The sequence below is a fragment of the Gordonia sp. NPDC003950 genome (genome assembly GCF_053605205.1).
In genome coordinates this window covers 74075-95229 of sequence record NZ_JBSGIT010000022.1, presented here as the reverse complement: position 1 = coordinate 95229, position 21155 = coordinate 74075, and the positions used below count along the sequence as shown (strand labels likewise).

The 21155-nt window shown below is 67.3% G+C and carries 19 protein-coding genes; 10 read left to right on the top strand and 9 right to left on the bottom strand.

Annotation, left to right across the window (positions count from 1 at the left end; genetic code table 11):
• Positions 1-613: 613 nt before the first annotated feature.
• From ACWETB_RS18580 to ACWETB_RS18565, 4 genes are all read right to left on the bottom strand, one after another.
• Complete coding sequence (locus ACWETB_RS18580) at positions 614-1270, bottom strand: response regulator transcription factor (protein WP_348804318.1); 657 nt, start codon at positions 1268-1270, stop codon at positions 614-616.
• On the bottom strand, positions 1267-2259 hold the full coding sequence (locus ACWETB_RS18575; protein WP_452212798.1) for a sensor histidine kinase: 993 nt from the start codon (positions 2257-2259) through the stop codon (positions 1267-1269). Before ACWETB_RS18575 ends, ACWETB_RS18580 begins: the two co-directional genes overlap by 4 nt.
• Before the next feature lie 245 nt (positions 2260-2504).
• Complete coding sequence (locus ACWETB_RS18570) at positions 2505-3101, bottom strand: MMPL family transporter (RefSeq protein WP_452212796.1); 597 nt, start codon at positions 3099-3101, stop codon at positions 2505-2507.
• A complete protein-coding gene (locus tag ACWETB_RS18565; protein ID WP_452212794.1) occupies positions 3071-4573 on the bottom strand; it encodes an MMPL family transporter in 1503 nt (500 codons plus the stop codon). Before ACWETB_RS18565 ends, ACWETB_RS18570 begins: the two co-directional genes overlap by 31 nt.
• Before the next feature lie 259 nt (positions 4574-4832).
• On the opposite strand from ACWETB_RS18565, the gene ACWETB_RS18560 reads away from it, so the two are divergent.
• The gene (locus ACWETB_RS18560) at positions 4833-5708 is read left to right on the top strand and encodes an exodeoxyribonuclease III (protein ID WP_449743152.1); all 876 of its coding nucleotides are present in this window, start codon (positions 4833-4835) and stop codon (positions 5706-5708) included.
• 36 nt (positions 5709-5744) lie between these two features.
• On the opposite strand, the gene ACWETB_RS18555 is transcribed toward ACWETB_RS18560, so the two are convergent.
• The gene (locus ACWETB_RS18555) at positions 5745-6602 is read right to left on the bottom strand and encodes a CPBP family intramembrane glutamic endopeptidase (RefSeq protein ID WP_348804326.1); all 858 of its coding nucleotides are present in this window, start codon (positions 6600-6602) and stop codon (positions 5745-5747) included.
• A 174-nt stretch (positions 6603-6776) separates the two neighbouring features.
• On the opposite strand from ACWETB_RS18555, the gene ACWETB_RS18550 reads away from it, so the two are divergent.
• Entirely contained in the window at positions 6777-8147 is a 1371-nt protein-coding gene (locus tag ACWETB_RS18550; RefSeq protein ID WP_449743153.1) for an LLM class flavin-dependent oxidoreductase, read from the top strand.
• 32 nt (positions 8148-8179) lie between these two features.
• A complete protein-coding gene (locus ACWETB_RS18545) occupies positions 8180-9115 on the top strand; it encodes an alpha/beta hydrolase (RefSeq protein WP_452212790.1) in 936 nt (311 codons plus the stop codon).
• Here ACWETB_RS18545 and ACWETB_RS18540 read toward each other — a convergent pair.
• Positions 9106-10155, bottom strand: coding sequence for a PHP domain-containing protein (locus tag ACWETB_RS18540; RefSeq protein ID WP_449743154.1), 1050 nt, complete (start codon positions 10153-10155; stop codon positions 9106-9108). The two genes, ACWETB_RS18545 and ACWETB_RS18540, sit on opposite strands and share 10 nt — an antisense overlap.
• Positions 10156-10221: 66 nt before the next feature.
• On the opposite strand from ACWETB_RS18540, the gene ACWETB_RS18535 reads away from it, so the two are divergent.
• Genes ACWETB_RS18535 through ACWETB_RS18520 form a run of 4 tightly spaced genes read left to right on the top strand, consistent with a single transcriptional unit; the run spans position 10222 to position 14159 of the window.
• Positions 10222-11142 (top strand): hypothetical protein, encoded by a 921-nt coding sequence (locus ACWETB_RS18535; RefSeq protein WP_452212788.1) that lies wholly within the window; start codon positions 10222-10224, stop codon positions 11140-11142.
• A 2-nt stretch (positions 11143-11144) separates the two neighbouring features.
• Positions 11145-12095, top strand: a complete 951-nt coding sequence (locus ACWETB_RS18530; RefSeq protein ID WP_452212786.1) for a hypothetical protein — start codon at positions 11145-11147, stop codon at positions 12093-12095.
• A gap of 10 nt (positions 12096-12105) precedes the next feature.
• Positions 12106-13530, top strand: coding sequence for an adenylosuccinate synthetase (locus ACWETB_RS18525; RefSeq protein WP_449743157.1), 1425 nt, complete (start codon positions 12106-12108; stop codon positions 13528-13530).
• Positions 13512-14159: an NUDIX hydrolase gene (locus tag ACWETB_RS18520; RefSeq protein WP_449743280.1), complete on the top strand. Its 648-nt coding sequence runs from the start codon at positions 13512-13514 to the stop codon at positions 14157-14159. Before ACWETB_RS18525 ends, ACWETB_RS18520 begins: the two co-directional genes overlap by 19 nt.
• A gap of 4 nt (positions 14160-14163) precedes the next feature.
• Here the strand turns inward: ACWETB_RS18520 and pgm are convergent, their stop codons facing one another.
• A complete protein-coding gene (gene pgm, locus ACWETB_RS18515; RefSeq protein ID WP_452212784.1) occupies positions 14164-15804 on the bottom strand; it encodes a phosphoglucomutase (alpha-D-glucose-1,6-bisphosphate-dependent) in 1641 nt (546 codons plus the stop codon).
• Between the two features lie 98 nt (positions 15805-15902).
• Here pgm and ACWETB_RS18510 point away from each other — a divergent pair, with 98 nt between their 5' ends.
• Positions 15903-16571 carry an alpha/beta fold hydrolase gene (locus tag ACWETB_RS18510; RefSeq protein WP_449743159.1) on the top strand — a complete coding sequence of 223 codons (669 nt, stop codon included), beginning with the start codon at positions 15903-15905 and terminating at the stop codon, positions 16569-16571.
• On the opposite strand, the gene ACWETB_RS18505 is transcribed toward ACWETB_RS18510, so the two are convergent.
• Together ACWETB_RS18505 and ACWETB_RS18500 are read right to left on the bottom strand one after the other, a co-directional pair.
• Entirely contained in the window at positions 16514-18331 is a 1818-nt protein-coding gene (locus ACWETB_RS18505; RefSeq protein WP_449743160.1) for a long-chain-acyl-CoA synthetase, read from the bottom strand. The genes ACWETB_RS18510 and ACWETB_RS18505 overlap by 58 nt on opposite strands.
• 80 nt (positions 18332-18411) lie before the next feature.
• Entirely contained in the window at positions 18412-19008 is a 597-nt protein-coding gene (locus ACWETB_RS18500) for a hypothetical protein (RefSeq protein ID WP_452212782.1), read from the bottom strand.
• On the opposite strand from ACWETB_RS18500, the gene ACWETB_RS18495 reads away from it, so the two are divergent.
• Together ACWETB_RS18495 and ACWETB_RS18490 are read left to right on the top strand one after the other, a co-directional pair.
• Complete coding sequence (locus ACWETB_RS18495) at positions 18993-20237, top strand: CaiB/BaiF CoA transferase family protein (protein ID WP_449743162.1); 1245 nt, start codon at positions 18993-18995, stop codon at positions 20235-20237. The genes ACWETB_RS18500 and ACWETB_RS18495 overlap by 16 nt on opposite strands.
• Entirely contained in the window at positions 20237-21145 is a 909-nt protein-coding gene (locus ACWETB_RS18490; RefSeq protein WP_348809434.1) for a hydroxymethylglutaryl-CoA lyase, read from the top strand. The genes ACWETB_RS18495 and ACWETB_RS18490 overlap by 1 nt, the downstream gene beginning before the upstream one ends.
• Positions 21146-21155 lie beyond the last annotated feature (10 nt).

Below are 21155 nucleotides of genomic sequence, written 5' to 3'. Positions count from 1 at the left end.
ATCCCCGATCCGTTTGAGCGCTCCCGGCCGCGTGACCGGGTCCTTGCGGGCCTCCACCGCCATCCGCGTCGCCCGCTCCTTCAGCTCAACGCTGTACTTCCGTGGTGCTGCCATACTCTCCATCCTTCACAGATTCGAGAGCCTCCGACAAACCCGGGGCGATTCAAAGGCGCACAAGAGGATTCGGCTGGCGACCTCGCTCCCGGGTCCGGCTGGCGAATAGCGAACCAGTGGTTCGCAGCCGTCCACGGCTTTGCGATGTTCGAGCTGGTGCGGGTACATCCGATCCGATGACGGCGTCGAGAAGGTACTACTCCCGCTTCTCGACGATCCGCTCGCAGGCCTGGCCGCCGGTCGAGTCCGGCTCGAGGACGGCAAGCCTGCCGGATCTCCATTCCGCCGGAATCGTTGCACGGGAGGACACTTCACCAGACCAGTGCGCCGGCTGGGAACGCATCGACCGATCTGCTCCCAGTTTTCCCACGGCTCGTTGGTCGTTCAGATGGCCTGAGCGCCCAGCATTCTCCAACGGCCCTGGCTTCGCGTGCCGGTGCGGTGTGTTGGCGCGCCTGTGACGCCGGACGATCCCGCGGGCTCAGGTCGGCCCGGTCGCTTACACCAGTCCGTTCATGTACGCGAGAGCAACGAGGTGCGCACGGTCACGAGCCTCGAGCTTTCGCATCGCATGGTGTGCGTGGGTCTTCACGGTCAGTGGGGCAATGAACAGCTTCTCGGCGATGTCGGTATTGCTCAGGCCGATTGCGATGAGGGCGACGATCTCCCTTTCACGGGGCGTCAGCTGTTCAACCGGTGGCGACGGCGTCGACGCCGCGGTGGCAGGCGTCGCGACATAGGAGTCGATGAGCGCCCGAGTTGCCGTTGGCGACAGGGTGGGCTGCCCGGCGGCGGTATCTCGTACGGCGGCAAGCAGATCGTCAGGGCTGATGCCCTTGCCGACAAACCCGAGGGCACCTGCGCGCAACGCCTCGGTCACGTAATCGTCGTTCTCGAACGTCGTCAGGATCAGGATCGCAGTGTCGGCGAGGGCTGGATCGGCCCGGATGCGCCTCGTAGCCTCCACCCCATCGAGATCTGGCATCCGCACATCCATCAGCACCACATCTGCTCGGGTGCGTCGCGCGATGTCGAGGGCCTGACATCCCGTCGACGCCTCGCCTACCACCTCCATATCGCTCTGAGCGTCAAAGAGGGCGCGAAACGCGTTGCGCAACAAAGCATGATCGTCAGCCAAGAGGATTTTAATGCTCACGACACCACCCTTGAATTCCTCATTTCCCGATCGCTCGCAATGATCGGAAGCCGGGCGTGGATCACGAACTGATCGTCGCGATAGCCCGCATCGATCGACCCCCCCGAGGCCACGACGGTGTCGCGGAGCCCGGTGAGTCCAAGCCGCGTGCCCTCACCCTGAACCGCCGGACGCGCGGGATTGATGACCTCGATGTCGATGATCCCGCGCACCATCCTGATCCGGACTGTCGCCGATGCGGCGGTGCCGTGCTTCCGAGCGTTCTGCAGAGCTTCCGCGAGAACACGGTAGGCGGCCACCGATCCCGGGGTCCGTGCGACGCTGCCCGTCATCGGTCCTCCGTCGACGGGTTCACCCATGCCGTATTCGGTGTGCTCGATGGTCATTCCCGCCGATCGAAACGATTCGATCAGCTCGGCGCGGGCGTCGAAGTGGGCGACCGGCAAGCGATTCACGTCGGGTGCGGACGTCAAGAGGCCGACCGTCGATCGCAATTCATCGAGTGCGAGCCTGCTCGCCTCCTCGATCGCCGTCAACGTCTCGGCGACCTTCGTCTCCGACTCCGAGTGCGGTGTCGCCATGAGGTAGCGGGCAACCCCGGCCTGCGCGTTCACCAGAGTGATGTGATGCGCGACGTCGTCGTGCAGGTCGCGCGCGATGCGCATGCGTTCGGCCTGTACCCGCTGATCGGCTTCGCGCTCCCGCGACGCAGCCGTTGCCACCGCCTGTGCGCGCACCGCGTCGATCCGTTCGGCACGCGTGCGCACCATCGTGCCGACGGCCACCGCGATCACCACATAGTCGAACACCACCAGGTGGGTCAGCTCGATACTGTCGGGTGTCACCCAGATGAATGATGCCGCGGTCAGCCACATGCCGATCACCACCCCGACCAGCCAGCCGACACCCACCCGAAAACGTGTCGACGATGTGGCGAGGTAGATCGCCGCAATCGAGGCCAGCGGTATCCAGGGTGTGTGTGGGGGCACCGCAACCAAGAGGGTCTCCGTCACGACTGCGGCGGGCAGAGCGAACCACGGTTGTCCGCACGCCCACAGGACACAGACCCCCGCAATGAAGGCCAGCACAACCCGGAGCGGCAGAGTCGAGCGATCGCCCGCGAACAGGACGACCACCATCGGGAGGCACGCCACACACGCTGCAGCGATCCACTGCGACGTGCTCCCTGAGAAGCTCCCGTGTGTCCTCGTCACAGACGACGCCTCCTATCCGGTTATCCAGTATGCCCGGACACGCGCTGCTGGCCGTGGTCTGCGGACGGCGCTGCGGCATCATCGTCATCCGCTGATGCCTCTATCGAGAGGTTCGGCAGCAGTCGTCCCAGCCATCGGGGCAGCCACCAGTTGGCGCCACCCGAGACGAACATGAGCGCTGGGATCATTGCGAGTCGGACGACGAATACGTCGAGTAGGACGGCAAGTGCCAGGCCGAGGCCGAACTCAGCGATGAGCCGGACCCCGCCCGCGGCGAACGAGGCAAAGACACTGAACATGATCAGCGCGGCGGCGATCAGCACCGGCGCGGTGTGCGTGACACCGTCACGAATCGAACGCCTGGTGTCGCCGGACTGATGCCAGCGTTCGTAAATGCTACTGAGCAAGAAGACCTCGTAGTCCATTGACAATCCGAACATCACACCAACGATCAGCACGGGCACCACGGACTCGACCGGACCCGCCGATCCTGCGCCGAGCAATGCCGAACCCCACCCGTGGCCGAATACCAGCACGATGATCCCCGCAGCAGCGCCGAGCACTGCCGTGTTCGCTACGGCGGCGATCACCACGATGAGGACACTCCGAAATGCCATGAGCAGCACCAGCATCCCAGCGATGAGCATGATGCCACCAGTATCGGCAGCTTGTCAGTGATGGTGTCGGCGAAGTCGAACCCACCAACGGCGGCCCCGGTGACCGTGACACGAAGCGATGTATCGGCCGCCGCAGAAGGGATCACGGCCGCCCGCAGGTGTTCGACGAGGTCCTCCGTACGCTCATCCGACGGTCCGGTCTGGGGGGTGACCGTCACCACAGCCCGACCCGGTGCCACCTGACTCTCGGTGACGCGTGCGACGCCGGGCACATGAGGCAGTTCTGAGATCAAGGTCGAGTAGGCCTGCTCTGCAGCCGGATCGGGCGCATCGATCAGCAGCGTGAGGGGACCGTTGATGCCGACGCCGAAGCCCTCGGCCAGCATGTCGTAAGCCTGGTGCCGTGACGTCGATTCCGGTGCACTACCAGCGTCTGCTGCGCCGAGGCGCAACGAAAGCGCGGGGATCGCGACGAGTGCCATCACTGCCGCGGCGCTGATCGCGACCACCACGGGGCGTCGTTCGACGAAGGCCACCCACCGCCTGGTGCGAACACCCGCCTCGGTGTCGTCGCCGATCCGCTCGCGCTGAGCAGCACTGAGCGCTTTGCGTCCCGCAACCGATAGCAGCGCGGGCAGCAACGTCAGCGCGGCGACGAGGGTCAGCAGCACGGTAAGGGCGGCGCCGATGGCCATCCCGGTGAGTGTCTGCACGCCCAGGACGGTCATGCCGAGCAGCCCGACGATGACCGTGGCCGCGGCGAACACCACCGCACGACCCGACGTCGACACCGCGCGTCCCACCGCGACGTCGACTGCGGCGCCACGCATCAGCTCCCGGCGAAAGCGATAGGTGATGAACAATGCGTAGTCGATGCCGACTCCGAGACCAATGAGCGCTCCGAGAGTCGGTGTCGAGTCCGGAAGTGGCACCACATTGCTCAGCAGCATTGCGGCCATCAGTCCCGCGACAACGCCGGCTGCCCCGGTGACAATCGGCAACAGCGCCGCCCACGCCGAACGGAACATCACCACAAGGATGATCAGCGCGCCTGTCACACCCACGATCTCAGTGATCTCCGATACCGCGATCGTGCCCGCAAAGGCCTGCCCACCGGCCGCCTGAGTGAGTCCGGATTTCGCAGATTCCGACTCGAGGATGTCGGTGACGACGTGCTCCGCTCCCGACGAATTCGGGCCGAATGTGACCACCGCGTACGCGGTACGGCCGTCGGCGCTGACCTGCCCCGGATGGTCGAAGGGTGAAGCCACTGAAACGACTCCCTCGGTCTGACCGACCTTGGTGAGCACGGAGTCGATGTGGTTGTGCCCGTGAGCCAGTACATCGTCGCCCTGCCAGACCACCTCACCGGTCACCGCCGTCGCGCCGCCGGTGGCGGACTCGAACGATGCCCCCACCGACAGCGCTGCACCGGTGAGCGTCACGATCGCCAGCACCCATCCGATGATCACCCCGATCCTGTGGTCGTGACACCATCTGCCAACTGCCGACATCCGTCTCCTCCTCAGCTGAACTCGGGCCCGTTGGCCCCGTGTTCCAGTCAAGTGGAGGACGATGCGCGGCGCCTCATGCCCGCCGACGAGATCCGACTACTCCATTCGTAGTAGTTCTCCATTCGTGGTAGCCGGCACATCTCGGGCCGGTCCTCGACCGGCCCAGGTCGTCGGATCACGCCGCCTCAACGGAACTCCCACTGGCACAGTGGTGATCATGGCTTCACGCATCGCCGAAACGTTCACGGTCGCGACATTCAACGTCAACGGCATCCGGGCAGCGCGTCGCCGCGGCTTCGACGAGTGGCTGGCACAGCGATCCGCCGACGTCATCGCACTGCAGGAACTGCGGTGTCCCGCACCGGAGGTGGGGGTGTTCCCCGGCTATTCGACCGCCCTCGACGTCGGATCGGTGCCGGGGCGTAACGGTGTGGCCGTGCTGACCAGAACACCCGCCGCCGCGGTTCGGACGTGGGTGACCCACCCACCCCGGGCCCGCGTGCTCGGCGAGTTCGCAAAGCACGGTCGCTACATCGAGGTCGACCTGGCCGACCATCCCGTAACGGTGGCCTGCCTGTACCTCCCCAAGGGCGGACTGCCCGCACACCTGCAACGTCCGGGCTCGATGCGTGAGCAGCCCGACGGTGGGGCGAAGTACGAACGCAAGCAGCGATTCCTCGCCGCGTTCGCGCGCGAGGTGAACCGCAACCGACTGGCCGCCCTGCGCGCGGGGCGCGAGTTCCTCCTCGTCGGCGATCTGAACATCGCCCACACCCGGCACGACGTGACCAACTGGCGCGCCGCACGCACCATGGACGGTTTCCTCCCGTCCGACCGCGACTGGTTCGACGAACTCCTCGGCACGCGCAGGCTCGTCGACGTGGTGCGCGCCGTCCACGGAGACCGGCCGGGACCGCTGACCTGGTGGAGTTGGGCGGGTCAGTCCTTCGTCAAGGACGTGGGTTGGCGGGTCGATCATCAACTCGCGACGCCCGGACTGGCTCGGCTGGCCACCCAGGTCACCGTCGACAAGGAGCCGTCGCCCGCCGAACGACTGTCGGATCACGCACCGCTCGTGGTGACCTACGGATGAGTCGAAAAACCGCGGCTGTCAACAGCTTCCCGGAAGTCAGCCGGGTGAGGCGACCCCGGACCGCGACTTCGCGTTTCGACGACGCGCCACCCCTGCCGCCACGGGGATCGCGACCGCGGCGATCATCACCAGCGTCGAACTGAGCGCGGCCGGCAGACCCGCGGCCGCATCGGTCGCCGAGGTGAGGTTGAACGCGGTATGCCACAGCGCGACGATCAGCACGCTATGCCCCGAGCGCGCGTAGATCCAGGCCAGCACGATCGAGCCGGCCGTCAGACCGACGAGCCATCCGACGGTGCCCGCCACACCGAAGTCGCGAAATGATCTGACCACCCAGAACATCGGCAGGTGCCACAGCGCCCAGGGCAGCGCGACGATCAGACCGGTGGTGGTGATGCCGAACCGCCCCAACAGCCCCTCGGCGAGGTATCCGCGCCATCCCGTTTCCTCGCCGAGTCCGTTGACGACGACGACGTAGATCAGCATCACGACCACCGGCCATGCGCCGACGCCGGAGTACGCGGCGAAGTCGGCGGCCGTGGGCGCAGCCGAGTCCGATAGCCACGCCGCCGGATAGGCGAGCAAGGCGCATGCGGCGGTGGCCAGCACCAGGACAAACCACCACCAGGACACTCGCCACCGGATCACCCGCGCCCACAGCCGCCGCAGGCCTTCCCGCCCTTCGGTCACCGCGACCACGACCACCGCGGCCACGGCCGGCCCGAGCAGCCCAGGCAGATGACTGGGCCATCCCTGACCGGGACCCACCGCGACATCGGTGAGCGCCAGCGGAATCCACCACGACCACGAGAACGCACAAGCCAGCAGCCAGTAGGCCACCAGTCGACGCCACCGCACACTCTGATCGCCGAGGGGACCCGCACTCGCCTCCACGTCCCCACTGTGGCCCGATCCGCCACAATCGGGCAAGTGCCGTTGGACACCATTGGCCGATCCGTCGGTCGCTCCCCACCGCATTCACCCACCCTGACTTCAACCGTGGCATTCGGCACCCCGCAGCGATTAGCTGTGCGGCGTAGACGATTCCCGACACCACAAGGACATCCGATGACACGACAGCTGCACCTCGGCGGCTTCCTGATCGCCTCCCCCGTCACCCACTCTCATGCGGCGTGGCGGCATCCGGGCTCGGTGACCGACTACTTCGGGCCCGACCACTATCATCGCGTCGGCCGCATCCTCGAACGCGGAAAGTTCGATTTCGCCTTCTTCGCCGACCTCCTCGCGGCCCCGGTCCGGTTCGGCGGTGACCAGTCCGAGCCGTTCCGACGCGGCACCCAGGCCGCGGCCACCATCGATCCGTCGCTCGTGGCCGCCAGTATCGCCGCCGTGACCACTCACCTCGGCATCGCGGTCACCAAGTCCACCACCTACTTTCACCCGTATGAGCTGGCGCGTGTCTTCGGCTCGCTCGATCACCTCACCCGCGGCCGCATCGCCTGGAACATCGTCACCTCGCTGTCGGAGGCCGAGGCCCACAACTTCGGACGTGACACCCACGTCGAGCACGACGAACGCTATGCGCGGGCCGAGGAGTTCGTGCAGACCGCGGTCAAGCTGTGGTCGAGTTGGGAGGCCGATGCCGTGGTCGCCGACAAGGAGTCCGGCGTCTGGGCAGATCCCGCCAAGATCCGGACCGTCGACCACGACGGGAAGTATCACCGCACGCGCGGCCCCCTCAACCAGCCACGCTCACCACAGCATCGTCCGGTCCTCATCCAGGCCGGATCGTCGAACACCGGCAAGGACTTCGCCGCCCGCTGGGCGGAGGCCATCTTCGAGATCGACCCCACCCCGGAGGGACGCCGCGCCTACTACGACGACGTCAAGTCGCGCGCCGACAATTTCGGCCGAAATCCCGATCACGTCAACATCTTTCCGTCGTTCATTCCGTTCATCGGGGAGACCGAATCGATCGCGCGGGAAAAGCAGGCATTCCACAACGAACTCGCCGACCCGATCTCCGGCCTCATCACGCTCTCGGTGCACACCGACCACGACTTCTCCCAATACGACCTCGACGCACCGGTCGAGGATGTCCAGGTGAGCGGAACGCAGGGACTCTTCGATGTGGCACGTCGCCTGAGCCACCGCGATCAACTGACGTTGCGCGACATCGGGAAGCTCTACGCCCAGGGCGTCTTGCTGCCGCAGTTCGTGGGAACCGCCTCCGATGTCGCCGACCAGATCGAGCAATCGTTCACCGGCGGCGAGGCCGACGGGTTCATCGTCTCCAGCGCGCAGACACCGGGAACGTTCAACGACTTCGTCGACTACGTCGTCCCAGAGCTGCAGCGGCGCGGGCTGTTCCGACGGGAGTACCAGGGCAGTACTCTGCGCGAGCATTTCGGCCTGGGATCACCGGACGAGGATCTGCCCGCCGACATCCGAGAGGGTTCGGGACTCGTCGCGGTCTAAACTGCGGTGTGACGTCCGCAGCGCAGGATCCGATGAGCGTGCGGCGAGCAGCACTGGTGCCGGTGGCCGCCGGTGACCTCGCCGCCACCCGCGAGTTCTACGCGCACCGTCCGAGTGGGGTGGGTGCACAGTCGCTCGACGAGGTGCACTGCGCGCGGTCGGCGCACACAGCGCCGCCCGCGGCCGGGCGCACGTCGGCCCTCACCATCGAGACCGGTGACCGCGAGGTCGCGATACGCATCACCCTGCCGCACCGATCTGCGATCACCGGCGTCCACCTCGCCATCCACGGTGGTGGTTTCTACCTGCGGCCCTCGGCCCGTGATGACGCCCGGAACGAACGCATGGCAGATGCGTTGGGTGTCGCCGTGATCGGGGTCGACTACCGTTTGGCTCCGGAGAATCCGTGGCCCGCGGCACCCGACGACTGCGAGGCGGTGGCCCACTGGATCATCGACCACGCGCAGCATCGCTTCGGCACCACCCGGCTCACCATCGGTGGGATGTCGGCGGGCGCGACCCTGACGATGACCACCCTGCTGCGGCTTCGGGATCAGGGATCGGCCGAGAGTTTCGCGGGGGCCGTACTCGAGGCGGGAACCTACGACCTCAGCGGCGCGACCCCCGCCGGGGCCACCATCACCGGCGAGTATTTCATCGAGGCATACGCCGGGCACGTCCGCGATCGCACGATTCCGGACATCTCCCCCATCTTCGGTGAGGTGTCCGGGCTCCCACCGACGCTGGTCGTGATCGGCACCGACGATGTGCTCCTCGACGACAATCTCGCAATGGTGGAGCGTCTGACCGATGCCGGAAACAACGTCGACCTTCGCCTGTATCCCGATGTGCCCCATGGCTTCACCGGTCATGCCACGCCGGTCGCCACGCAGGCGCAACGAGACATCGACAACTGGTTGGGCGGCCGGGCCGATGGCCACGGCCGTGGTACACCGGGTCAGGAGTGATCGGCAAACGCGAGCACCCGTTCCACCGGCCACGTCGTGAGGATCCGATCCGGCTCGATACCGTGCTCCTGGGCGCGCCGCGCACCGAGAATGGGGAACTCCAGCTGACCGGGCGCGTGCGCGTCGGAATCGATGGCGAACAGACATCCCCGATCCCGCGCGATGTCGATCAGGTCGTCGGGTGGGTCGACACGCTCGGGACGTGAATTGATCTCCACCGCAGTGCTGTTCGCCGCGCACGCCTCGAAGACGGCGTGCGCATCGAAGGTGGACGGCGGCCGGTGACCGCGACCGGTCAGCACTCGACGGCCGGTGCAGTGCCCCAGGACGGTGACCCGCGGATCGCTCGCCGCCGCCACCATCCGCGCGGTCATCGCATCGTGATCCATCCGCAGTGCCGAGTGCACGGACGCCGTCACGACGTCGAGACGGTCCAGCATCTCGTCGGACTGATCGAGCGAGCCGTCGTCGAGGATGTCCACCTCGATCCCGCGCAACAGACGAAATCCGGTGCCGGATCGAGCATTCCACTCATCGATCTCATCGATCTGTCGGCGCAGTCGCTCGACACTCAACCCATTGGCGACGGCGAGTCGGGGCGAGTGGTCGGTGATGGCCATCCAATCGAGCCCGAGTGCTTGTGCCGCAGCGGCCATTTCGTCGATCGATGCGCCACCGTCACTCCAGGTGGTGTGGGCGTGCAGATCTCCGCGCGCCTCGGCGACGAGTTCGGCGGCCACGCCGGGGTCATGGGGCGAACCCTCATCCTGCAATCGCGCGAGGTAGTCCGGTAGCCGACCATCGAGCGACTCCGCGATGACGGCGGCGGTGGTCTTCCCGATTCCCGGAATCGCCGTGAGAGTCCCCGCCACCGCGCGCGTGGCCAGATCCCCGGCCGGGTGCCCGGCGACGGCATGCGCCGCCCTACGGAAGGCCTCGACGCGGTAGCTGCTCTCCCGGCGGCGCTCGAGCAGCCACGCGATCCGCGTCAGGGCCGTCTCCGGCGACAACGGAGCCTCTACGGGCGCGAACGGCATCATCGAGCCAGGGTAACTGCCGATAGCGGCGATCTTGCGGCCAAGCTATTACTCCGTTAGAGTAATTTCATGTTCGCCACCACCCCCACCGACGCGATCACGCTCATCGAGGCGGCACGTCGACCCGCCGACGTCTTCAGCGGATCGGCCACCGACCCGGCCGATCGACGAGCAGCCCGTCGTCGCCATCGCATCCTTCTCGGCGCCGTCCATCCCGACCGCGCCGTATCGGTGGGCATCGACCCCGACGTCGCACGTGACGCGACGATGACCCTCAACGCGCTCTACGCCGCATTCACCGCCACCGCGGACGTCTCGGCCCCCACCGAGCCACATGTCCGTGGCTCATCCGGCACATACGCTCTGCGAGAAAGGCTCTGGGCGACCGACTCCGTGGCCGGCTATCGAACCGACAACCCGTCTGTACGCATCGAGATCGCCCGCACGCGATCAGCGAACGATGCCATCGGCACCGTGGGTCACGCGATATGCCGGCTGGACCGACACGGGATGTCCCGATTCGCCGCCGACATCGTCGACGACGCCGTCACCGCCAACCGACGCTGGATCGCCTATCGGCTCCCCGACGGACTGGTGTCGTTGCGTGCGGTGCGTGCCGCGAGCCCGCAGGGACTCGACGGGCGGGACTGGGCCTGGATGGCACGTCGCATCCTGATGACCCTCGACGCCGCGGCCACCCGTCACGGAAACCTCGGACTCGACACCGTCCTGATCCACCCGGGCGACCACGGTGTCGTGCTCACCGGCTGGTGCGGAGCACACGGCGGAGCCACATCCGACGGCGCCGCCCTGGCCGACCTCTTCGCGACGATGCTCGCGGATCGGGCACCGCGGCAGACCACCTTCGCACGGCGCAGCGCCGCACTCACCCCACGGGAGTCGCTCCGCGAATACGACCTCCTGATCGGAGTCCTGTACGGACCCCGCAGATTTCGACCCTTCACCACACCCGTTCGAGAAAGGAATTGATCATGGGACAGGGATACTGGGACACCGGCGCCTACCAGGCGGCCGCCGACGCACGCCGCGCCGCCGGAGCCGACGATTTCGGCTACTCGGCACGGATGCGTAACACCCCGCGCCACCTGCGGATGGCCGCACCGGCACTCGATGCGTATGGCGCCACCGTCCGGGAGGCACGAGACAGCGCCGATCACCCCCGCTCCACCCCGATCGTCGTCCTGTTCGACGTCACCGGTTCGATGGGCCGGGTACCGATCACGGTGCAGAAACGATTGTCGGATCTGCTCGGGTTGTTGACGCGCGGCGGCTACGTCGACGACCCGCAGATCATGGTGGGCGCCATCGGCGATGACCAGTTCGATGCCGTCCCCCTGCAGATCGGGCAGTTCGAATCCGACAATCGGATCGACGAGCAGTTGCGTGAGATCTACCTCGAGGGCGGCGGCGGCGGCGACAAACGCGAAGGGTACGCCCTGGCCGCCTACTTCCTCGCCACTCGCTGCGTCACCGACGCCTGGGAGAAGCACGGGCGCAAGGGATATGTGTTCTTCATCGGCGACGAGATGAACAAGCCCGCGCTGTTCGCCGACTCGGTGCGCCGCTTCGTCGGCGACGACATCGGTGAGGATCGTGACGTCGCCGACGTGTACCGGCAACTGGCGCAACGCTTCCACGTCTTCTACGTGCTGCCGAATCTGACGAGTTACTACGACGATCCGGAGGTCGAAGACCACTGGCGAGCCATCGTCGGGGAACGCTTCGTCAAGCTCGACGATCCCGACGGGGTCGCCGACCTGATCGCCGTCACCATCGGTGTCACCGAGGAGTCGATCAGCGTGGCCGAAGGGGTGGCCGACCTGGATGCGGCCGGAAGCAGTGCCGGTGCGGCGGTCGGGACGGCGCTGGCACGACTCACGCCCATCGCCGACGGCGGTGGCATCCTGCCGACAGATCTGTAAGGAGCGCACCATGACTCACCAAGAGAACCGGACGCCCGCCACCCGTCCCCACGGGTCACCGATCGTGGTCGTCGGCCTGGGGTACGGCGATGAGGCCAAGGGTGCGACCGTCGATGTCCTGGCGTCGACGATTCCCGACACGGCCGCGGTGGTCCGGTTCTCCGGGGGCGCGCAGGCAGCCCACAATGTCTGCCACGGCGCCCGGCACCACACCTTCCGGCAGTTCGGTTCGGCCTCCCTGCTGGACGTGCGTACCATCTTGCGCGCACCGATGATGATCAACCCGCTGCTGCTGGCGGTCGAGGCCGCCGGGTTGGCGCGCCTCGGCGTCGTCGAACCGCTCGGCCTGATCGGTGCCGACGCCCGCGCCCTGGTCACCACGCCGATCCATGCGGCGATGAATCGCGCCCGGGAATCGTTGCGCGGCAACGCCCGTCACGGCTCGTGCGGGGAGGGCATCGGGGAAACCCGGGCCTATGACCTGGCCGTGGCACGCGGCGCCCGCGCCGGCGAGACGATCGGGAATTTCCGGGTGTACGCCGACGCTCCCGATGTCGCGCCCCTGACCATGGGAATGCTGCGTGACCGGCGGGCCATCGTACGGTCCCTGGATGCGTTGAGCGCCTTTGCCCGACCCTTGTTGACCGCGGCCGGTGCCGATGGGATCGAATCGGTCGGGACGATCGCCGACGCGCTGACCGACATCGCGTCGGCGATCACCATTCTCGACGACGCCGACGCACATCTGGCGGCGACGCTGGCGTCGGGCACCGTGATCTTCGAGGGCAGCCAGGGTGCCCTGCTGGACGAGTGGCACGGTTTCCATCCGCACACCACGTGGTCGACGGTGCTGCCCGGTGCGCTGCGGCGAGAGCTCACCGCCGCCGGACACCGCCCGACGGTGCTCGGAGCGACCCGGTGCTACGCGACCCGCCACGGCGCCGGCCCGATGCCGACGGAGGCGGCCCATCCGGAGTTGCCCGACACCCACAATCGGGAGGGGCGATATCAGGGCGCGTGGCGGACCGGGCACCTCGACCTGCCGGCCCTGCGGTACGCGGCGGCGATCTGTGGTGGACTCGACGGCGTCGCGGTGTCGCACCTCGACGTGCTCGGCACACCGGGATTGGCGGTGGCCGACAGCTGGAACGGCGTGCACACCCCGGTGCGCCCGACCCCGGCCGGGGATCTCGACCGGTTGGGCGAGCTGACCCGCATCGCCGCGGCGGCGCGCCCGGATCTGCGACCACTGCCCACGTCGGCGGGTGAGGTGACTAGGTTGATCTCCGAGGCAACCGGCGCTCCGGTCGTGATCACCGCGGACGGGCCCCGACGGACCGACAGGAGCATCACGTGGCCAGCGCCGACAAGAACACCACCGACGAGCCCGGCGCCGACCGCACGACCTCGGGCGGTATCGACCCGGCCATCCTGAGCGTCGTCAGCGTCGACGTGGTGGCGCTGACCTACGACGTCTCCGCGCGCCGGGTGCTGGTGGCCACCCATGCGCGCGAGACCGAACCGTATCGGGGCCGGCGGGCGCTACCGGGCGTGGTGGTGCGCAGCGGTGAACGTCTGCGCGAGGCGGCCCTCCGGGCGGTGACAAAACTCGGCATCGCCGCGGTGCCGAGCGCACTCGGTCAGTTGCAGACCTTCGACGAGCCCAGCCGGGATCCGCGTGGGCCGTCGTTGTCGATCGCAATGTGGGCAACCTTCTGGAACGACGGGAGCATCCACACGGCCCGCACCCTGTGGGAACCACTGGATCACCCTCCGGCACTCGTCTTCGATCACTCGACGATCGTCACCACCGCCCGCCGGTTGCTCGCCGAACGGCTGTGGCGGGACCTCGATTTCACCCGGGGACTGACCGGCGCCGAATTCACCGCCACCGACGCCGTCGCCATCACCCGGCAACTCACCGGCGCCGAGGTCCACCGCGCGAACCTCAATCGCGATCTCGCCCGGATCGATGTACTCACCGAGGCCGGCGTGGCACCGACCTCCGGCGGACGCCCGCCCAAGTTGTGGCGGTGGGCAGCCGACCAGGTGGACCTGACCTAGGGCATTACCCGAGTGCGGCGTCCACCACTTCCTGCGCCTGCACCTGGACCTCCTTGAGATGGTCTGCGCCCTTGAAGGATTCGGCGTAGATCTTGTAAACGTCCTCGGTGCCGGACGGGCGGGCGGCGAACCAGGCGTTGTCGGTGGTCACCTTGACCCCGCCGATCGCCGCGTCGTTGCCGGGTGCGTGGGTCATGATGGCGGTGATCTTCTCGCCGGCGAGTTCGGTCGCGGTGATCTGATCCGACGACAACTTCGACAGGACGGCCTTCTGCTCCCGCGAGGCCGGTGCGTCCACCCGCGCGTAGGCCGACTCCCCGTACTCGTCGGCGAGTTCCCGGTACCGCTGCGACGGCGTCTTGCCGGTCACCGCAAGGATTTCCGAGGCCAGCAGGGCCAGGATGATGCCGTCCTTGTCGGTGGTCCACGGTCCACCGTCGAAGGTCAGGAAGGATGCTCCCGCACTTTCCTCACCACCGAAGGCGATCGACCCGTCGAGCAGTCCGCCGACGAACCACTTGAAGCCGACGGGTACCTCGACGAGTCGGCGGCCGATACCGGCGACGACGCGGTCGATCAGCGAGGACGACACGAGGGTCTTGCCGACTCCCGCGTTCTCCGACCATCCGGAACGGTGGGTGAACAGGTAGTCGATGGCGACGGCGAGGTAGTGATTGGGATTCATCAGGCCGGCGTCCGGGGTGACGATGCCGTGGCGGTCGGCGTCGGTGTCGTTGCCGGTGGCGATGTCGTAGTGATCGCGCGCGGCGACCAGCGATGCCATCGCGTTGGGCGAGGAGCAGTCCATCCGGATCTTGCCGTCGGTGTCGAGGGTCATGAACGAAAAGGTCTTGTCCACGGTCGGGTTGACGACCGTGAGTTCCGGCAGGTTGTAGCGGAATCCGATTGCGGCCCAATATCCCACCGCCGCCCCACCGAGCGGGTCGGCGCCGATCCGGATGCCCGCCGAGCGGATGGCCTCCATGTCGATGACCCCGGCCAGCGCATCGCAGTAATGCATCATGAACGGATACTCCGACACGTACTCACTGGCCCGCGCGGTCTCGAACGGAATGCGTTGGACGCCGACGAGATTCGCCCGTAGCAACTCGTTGGCCCGGTTGGCGACCCACGAGGTGATGTTGGTGTCGGCGGGCCCCCCCGACGGCGGATTGTATTTGAAGCCACCGTCGCGGGGCGGATTGTGCGACGGAGTCACCACGATGCCGTCGGATTCCACACCGGGATTCTCCGCATTGAACTTCAGGATCGCGCGACTGACGGCCGGTGTCGGGGTGTACCCATCCCCCTCCGCGGTCAGGGTGGTCACCTTGTTGGCGGCGAGCACCTCGAGCGCCGAACGCCACGCCGGGATCGACAACGCGTGCGTGTCGTAGCCGATGAACAGCGGGCCGGTGATCCCGGCGCCGGTGCGATATTCGACGATCGCCTGCGTGGTGGCGAGGATGTGCGCTTCGTTGAACGCGGTATCGAGGCTCGAACCGCGGTGACCCGAGGTGCCGAACACCACCTGTTGCAGCGGGTTCTCGGGATCGGGAATGTTGTCGTAGTAGGCCTTTTCCACTGCGGCCACGTCGATGAGGTCTTCGGGCAGTGCCGGAGTGCCGGCGCGAGGATGTGCCATATGCCAAATTGTGCCATCGATCCGCCGGTCCGGAAGGCCTGCCGAGCCGAACGGTTACTGTGAATCCCAATTGCCATTCGGTTGTGAAAGGAACCCGCGTGACGCTGTTCCCCCTGCGCCCGGCGGCCACGCCGGAGTTGTTGGTCCTGGTGTTACCGGGCGGCACCGACGCCAGCTATCGACGCTTCTCGCCCTGGCAGGGCTCGGCGCTGCGGATGTATCCGTTCACCTGGTCGATCCGGTTGCGGTTCGGTCGCCGCGTCGAGGTCCGTCAGGTGCGCTACCGCGTCTACGGCTGGAACGGCGGACAGGCCTCACCGATGCCCTACGCACGGGCCGCCCTCGAGGCGATCACCCGCGACCATCCCGACACCCCGGTCGCGGTGATCGGCCATTCGATGGGCGGCCGGATCGCCGCACGACTCGCCGCCGACGAACGGGTGAGCGGTGTGCTCGGCCTGGCACCGTGGTGGCAATTCGCCGACTGGCGCGTCATCCACGGCACCGCCCGGGTGGTCGCGATCCACGGTGAGGCCGATACGGTGACGTCCGCCAAGCGAACCGCTCAGGGTGTCGCGGAACTGCGCGCGGCCGGGAACGATGCCACCTACCTCCCGGTGCCCGGCGGAGGACATCCGATGCTCGATCACCTCCGGCTATGGCAGGGTGCGGCACTCGATTTCGTGCGTGATCAGTTGGTGCGCGGTGGTCACGATGACGTGGCGGTCGGGCGCGGCGAACCCAGCGAGTCGACGAACCCCTCGTAGAACTCCACATACTCGCCGCCGGAGAACACGTACACCGCGTCGTCACCGGCGCCGGAGAACGATTCCCGCCGTAGGTCCGAGCGCATGTTCTTGAAGGTCGAGGTGTGTTCGAGGTGATCGGTGATCCGGACGAAGAGCGGTACGGCGTAGCCCGGTAGACCGTCGGCGACGTGGCGGGCCAGATCGGCGGCGTCGAAGGTCGCGCCCTCGATGAGGCTGACCGCGGCCATCCCGGCCTTCCCGTCGGCACCGGGAACCGGCACGCCGAACACCACCGCCTCCGCGACGGCCGGGTGGGCATCGAGGACCGCCTCCACCTCCGTGGTGGCGACGTTCTCCCCCTTCCACCGGAAGGTGTCGCCGATGCGATCGACGAACCCGATATGCGAAAAGCCTTGGTCGCGAACCACATCGCCGCTGTTGTACCAGCGGTCGCCGGTCTTGAAGGCGTCGGTGACGATCTTCTTCGCCGACGCCTTCGCATCGGTGTACCCGTCAAAGGGCACCCGGCGATTGATCTCGGCGAGCAGCAGTCCGGTACCACGTCTGCCGACCTTGATGACGCGGCCGGCGGCGTCGCGTCGCGGTTCACCGGACTCCTCGTCGTACGCGACGATGGCGTACTTCAGAACCGTCCATCCTGCCGTCTTCGGGATGCCGAGGATGTTGACGAATCCGATGTTGGCCTCGCTGGCGGCATACAGCTCGACGATGCGATCGATGCCGAAACGCGCGGTGAACTCGTCCCAGATGTCGGGTCGCAGCCCGTTGCCGACGGCCAGCCGGAGCCGATGGGCGCGGTCGGTGGGTTTGGCCGGCTGCGCGAGCAGATACCGGCACAGTTCGCCGATGTAGCAGAACGCCGAGGCATCGTTCTCGATGATCTCGTCGATGAACCGCGACGCGGAGAACGTTCGGCCGACGGCCAGGCACGCCCCCGATGCCAGCACCGACGACACCGAGATGGTCAGCGCGTTGTTGTGGTAGAAGGGCAGCGCGGTGTACATGACGTCGTCGCTGCGCAGCCGGATCCCCACGCCCCCGATGCCCGCCATCGCGGTGAGCCACCGGAAGTGACTCATCTTGGAGGCCTTGGGATATCCGGTGGTTCCCGAGGTGAAGATGTAGAAGGCGGTGTCGCCCAGGGTGATCGCGTCGGTGGCGACCGGGTTGACCGGCGAGCACGTCGCGACCTCGCGGTGCAGTTGGTCGAAGGAGACACGCAGCGGCGGGAGCACCTGCTCGGAGACCGATTCGAAGGCCTCGGCGAGGTCCTCCTCGTAGATCACCAGGGACGCATCGATCAGCCCGAGGCTGTGTTCGAGCACCGCCCCGCGTTGATGGAAGTTGAGCATGCCCGCGATGGCGCCCACCTTCACGATCGCCAGCATCGTGATCACCACGTCGGGGTGATTGCGGGACAGCACGGCGACGACGTCGCCCTTCGAAATACCTTGGCGTGTAAGATAATCGGCGATCCGATTGGCCTGGGAATTGGCCTCACGGTAGGTGATCGACCGGCCCTCGAATCGCAGGAAGTCGTTGTCCGGGTACTTCTCGGCGGCCTGCACGAACCGCTTCCCGATCGACATGCGCCGGGTCGGCGGTTGCGGGATCAGGGCGGGCAGCGTCCGCACGATGCTGCCGAGGTCGCAGCGGAGCGACCCGATGCCGCGGAGGATGTCCCACAGTGAGATGTCGGGCAACAACCCGGAATCGGATGTCGTCTGTGCGGACTCGGATGTCGTCTGTGCGGACATGGTCCCTCCTGAACTCATTGGACAACGATGACGCGTGGGCAACACTAGCGGGTCGGTATGACATAGAACACAGCCAGAGCTCAGTGAATCACCGACGACGGCATCAGTTCCCCGGAGGCGCTGCCACCCCTCCGGCGATGTCGGTGCTCCGACAGCCGTTGCGATCCACCGTGATCGGACACGTCGGCGGGGAAGTCGATGCCGCCGTCCACGGTGAACCGCACCACCACCTGCCCGTCGTGGGCAGCGATCGACGTGACCGACCCGACGGGCAGACCCGTGCCGAACGCCTCGACACCGATCGATCCGCCGACCGACGCGCCGAGCACCACCAGCACCGCCACGGTGCCGCCGCCCACGATGCCCGCGGACCAGATCCGCACCCGCGGCTCGCGGCGGTCGCGAACAGTTCGAGCAGCCGACCGAGCGTCGCGATCGCCGAGCCCGCGGTGGACACCACGCGCCCCGCAGACATCTGCTCGAATCGCTTCACCGTCACCAATGCCACCCCATTGTTCGATTCGCGAACCAATGTGCAGAGATTTCAAATTCTGGCTCATTTTCACGTTGTCGCCGCCATTCAGGCGTTTTGCCACGTCAGAGGGCATTTGAACCTGGTGGCGGATTGCCCCGGAGGCCCGTCCCCGGCCACACTGAAGGGATGAGCGCTTCCGCATCCCGGCCGACGGCACCGTCGAACGACGAGCCCACCGGCCCCCTCGACGGGGTCACCGTGCTCGAACTCGGCACCCTCATCGCCGGCCCGCATGCCGCCCGGCTCCTCGGCGACATGGGCGCCGACGTGATCAAGATCGAACCGCCGAATCGACCCGACCCGATCCGTACCTGGGGGCAGGCCGAGGTCGACGGGAACCGCTTCTACTGGACCGTGCACGGCCGCAACAAGCGGGCCATCACCCTCGACCTGCGCTCCGATCGTGGCCGGGAGATGTTTCTCCGTCTCGCCGACCGCGCCGACATCATCGTCGAGAACTTCCGGCCCGGAACGCTCGAACGTCTCGGCATCGGACCCGACGTGCTCCTCGAACGCAATCCCGGCATCGTGATCGTCCGGGTGTCCGGGTACGGACAGACCGGACCCGATGCGTCGCGTGCCGGATACGCCTCGGTCGCCGAGGCGGCGAGCGGGTTGCGCTACATCAACGGCTATCCCGGCCAATTGCCGCCGCGATTGTCGCTGTCACTCGGCGACACCCTGGCCGGAATGTTCGCCACCCAGGGCGCGCTGGCCGCACTGTATCGGCGCAGCGTCACCGGCAAGGGGCAGGTGGTCGATACCTCGCTGCTGGAATCCTGTGTCGCCGTGCAGGAATCGGCGATCGCGGACTACGACGTGGGTGGCGTGGTGCGCGGACCGTCGGGTACTCGACTCGACGGGATTGCCCCGTCGAACCTCTACCCCACCGCCGACGGCACGCACGTGATCATCGCCGCCAACCAGGATTCTGTGTTCGCGCGGCTGTGCGCGGCGATGGGGCAACCCGAGTTGGCCACCGATCCGCGTTTCGCCGATCATGCGGCGCGCGGCCGCAATCAGGACGAGCTCGATGCGCTGATCGGTGAATGGTCGACGCAGTTCTCCGCCGACAAGCTCACCGACGTGCTGTCGGAGGCGGGCGTCGTGGTCGGCCCGGTGAACACCATCGCCGAGGTGGTCGCTGACCCCCATCTGCAGGCGCGCGGCATGATTGCCGACCATTTCGACGAACGGGCCGGTCGGGTGGTGCGCGGTCCGGGTGTGGTGCCGCAGTTCAGCGAGACGCCGGGACGGATCCGCAATGCCGGTCCACCCGAACCGGGATGTGACAACGCGGCGGTTTACGGTGAGGTGCTCGGGCTCTCCGCGGAGCAGGTGGCCGAGTTGGCCGACGAGGGAGTGATCTGATGGATGTGACCATTCGCGACGTCGCGATGCGCGACGGCCTGCAGATCGAGGAACCGATCTCCACGGCCGCGAAACTCGAACTGCTCGAGGCGATCTGCGACACCGGCGTGCGTGAGGTGGAGGTCACCGCCTTCGTCTCGCCGAGTAAGGTCCCGGCGCTCGCCGACGCCGCCGAACTGTGTACCCACCTCGATCGCTTTCCGGGCGTGAGCTTCTCGGCCCTGGTCGCCTCAGTGGGCGGGGTGCGACGCGCCCTTGACGCGGGGCTCACCAACCTCGAATACGTGGTGTCGGCGTCGGATGCGCACAGCCGCGCCAATGTCGGCCGGGACACCGAGGCGTCGGTCGCCCTCATCGAAGGGATCGTCGCGATGGCACATGCGGCGAACGCCGGCGTCGAGGTGATCGTGGCGACCGCGTGGGATTGCCCTTTCGACGGTCCGACGCCCCCGGAGCGGGTCACCGGAGTGATCTCACGGGCCGTCGACGCGGGCGCGGACCGCATCAGCGTCGCCGACACCATCGGCACCACCACCCCGGGGCGCGTGCGTGATCTTGTCGCGCAGGTGGTTCCGCTGATCGGCGAACTGCCGTTGGGCGCGCATTTCCACAACACTCGCGGCAGCGGCCTGGCGAGTGCGTATGCCGCTGTGCAGGCCGGCATCTCGCGTCTCGATGCATCGGTTGGCGGCCTCGGCGGCTGCCCGTTCGCGCCCGGGGCGAGCGGCAACATCGCCACCGAGGACCTCGTCTATCTGCTGCGCGACAGCGGCGTCGAGACCGGAATCGACCTCGACGCCGCGATCCGTGCCGGGCGGGTGGCGATCGGAGCCGTCGGCGGTGGAACCGGGAGCGCGTTGATGCGTGCCGGCGATCGGACGTTGGTGGCGCCCGCGGTGGCGCGGTGAGCGGTCGGCC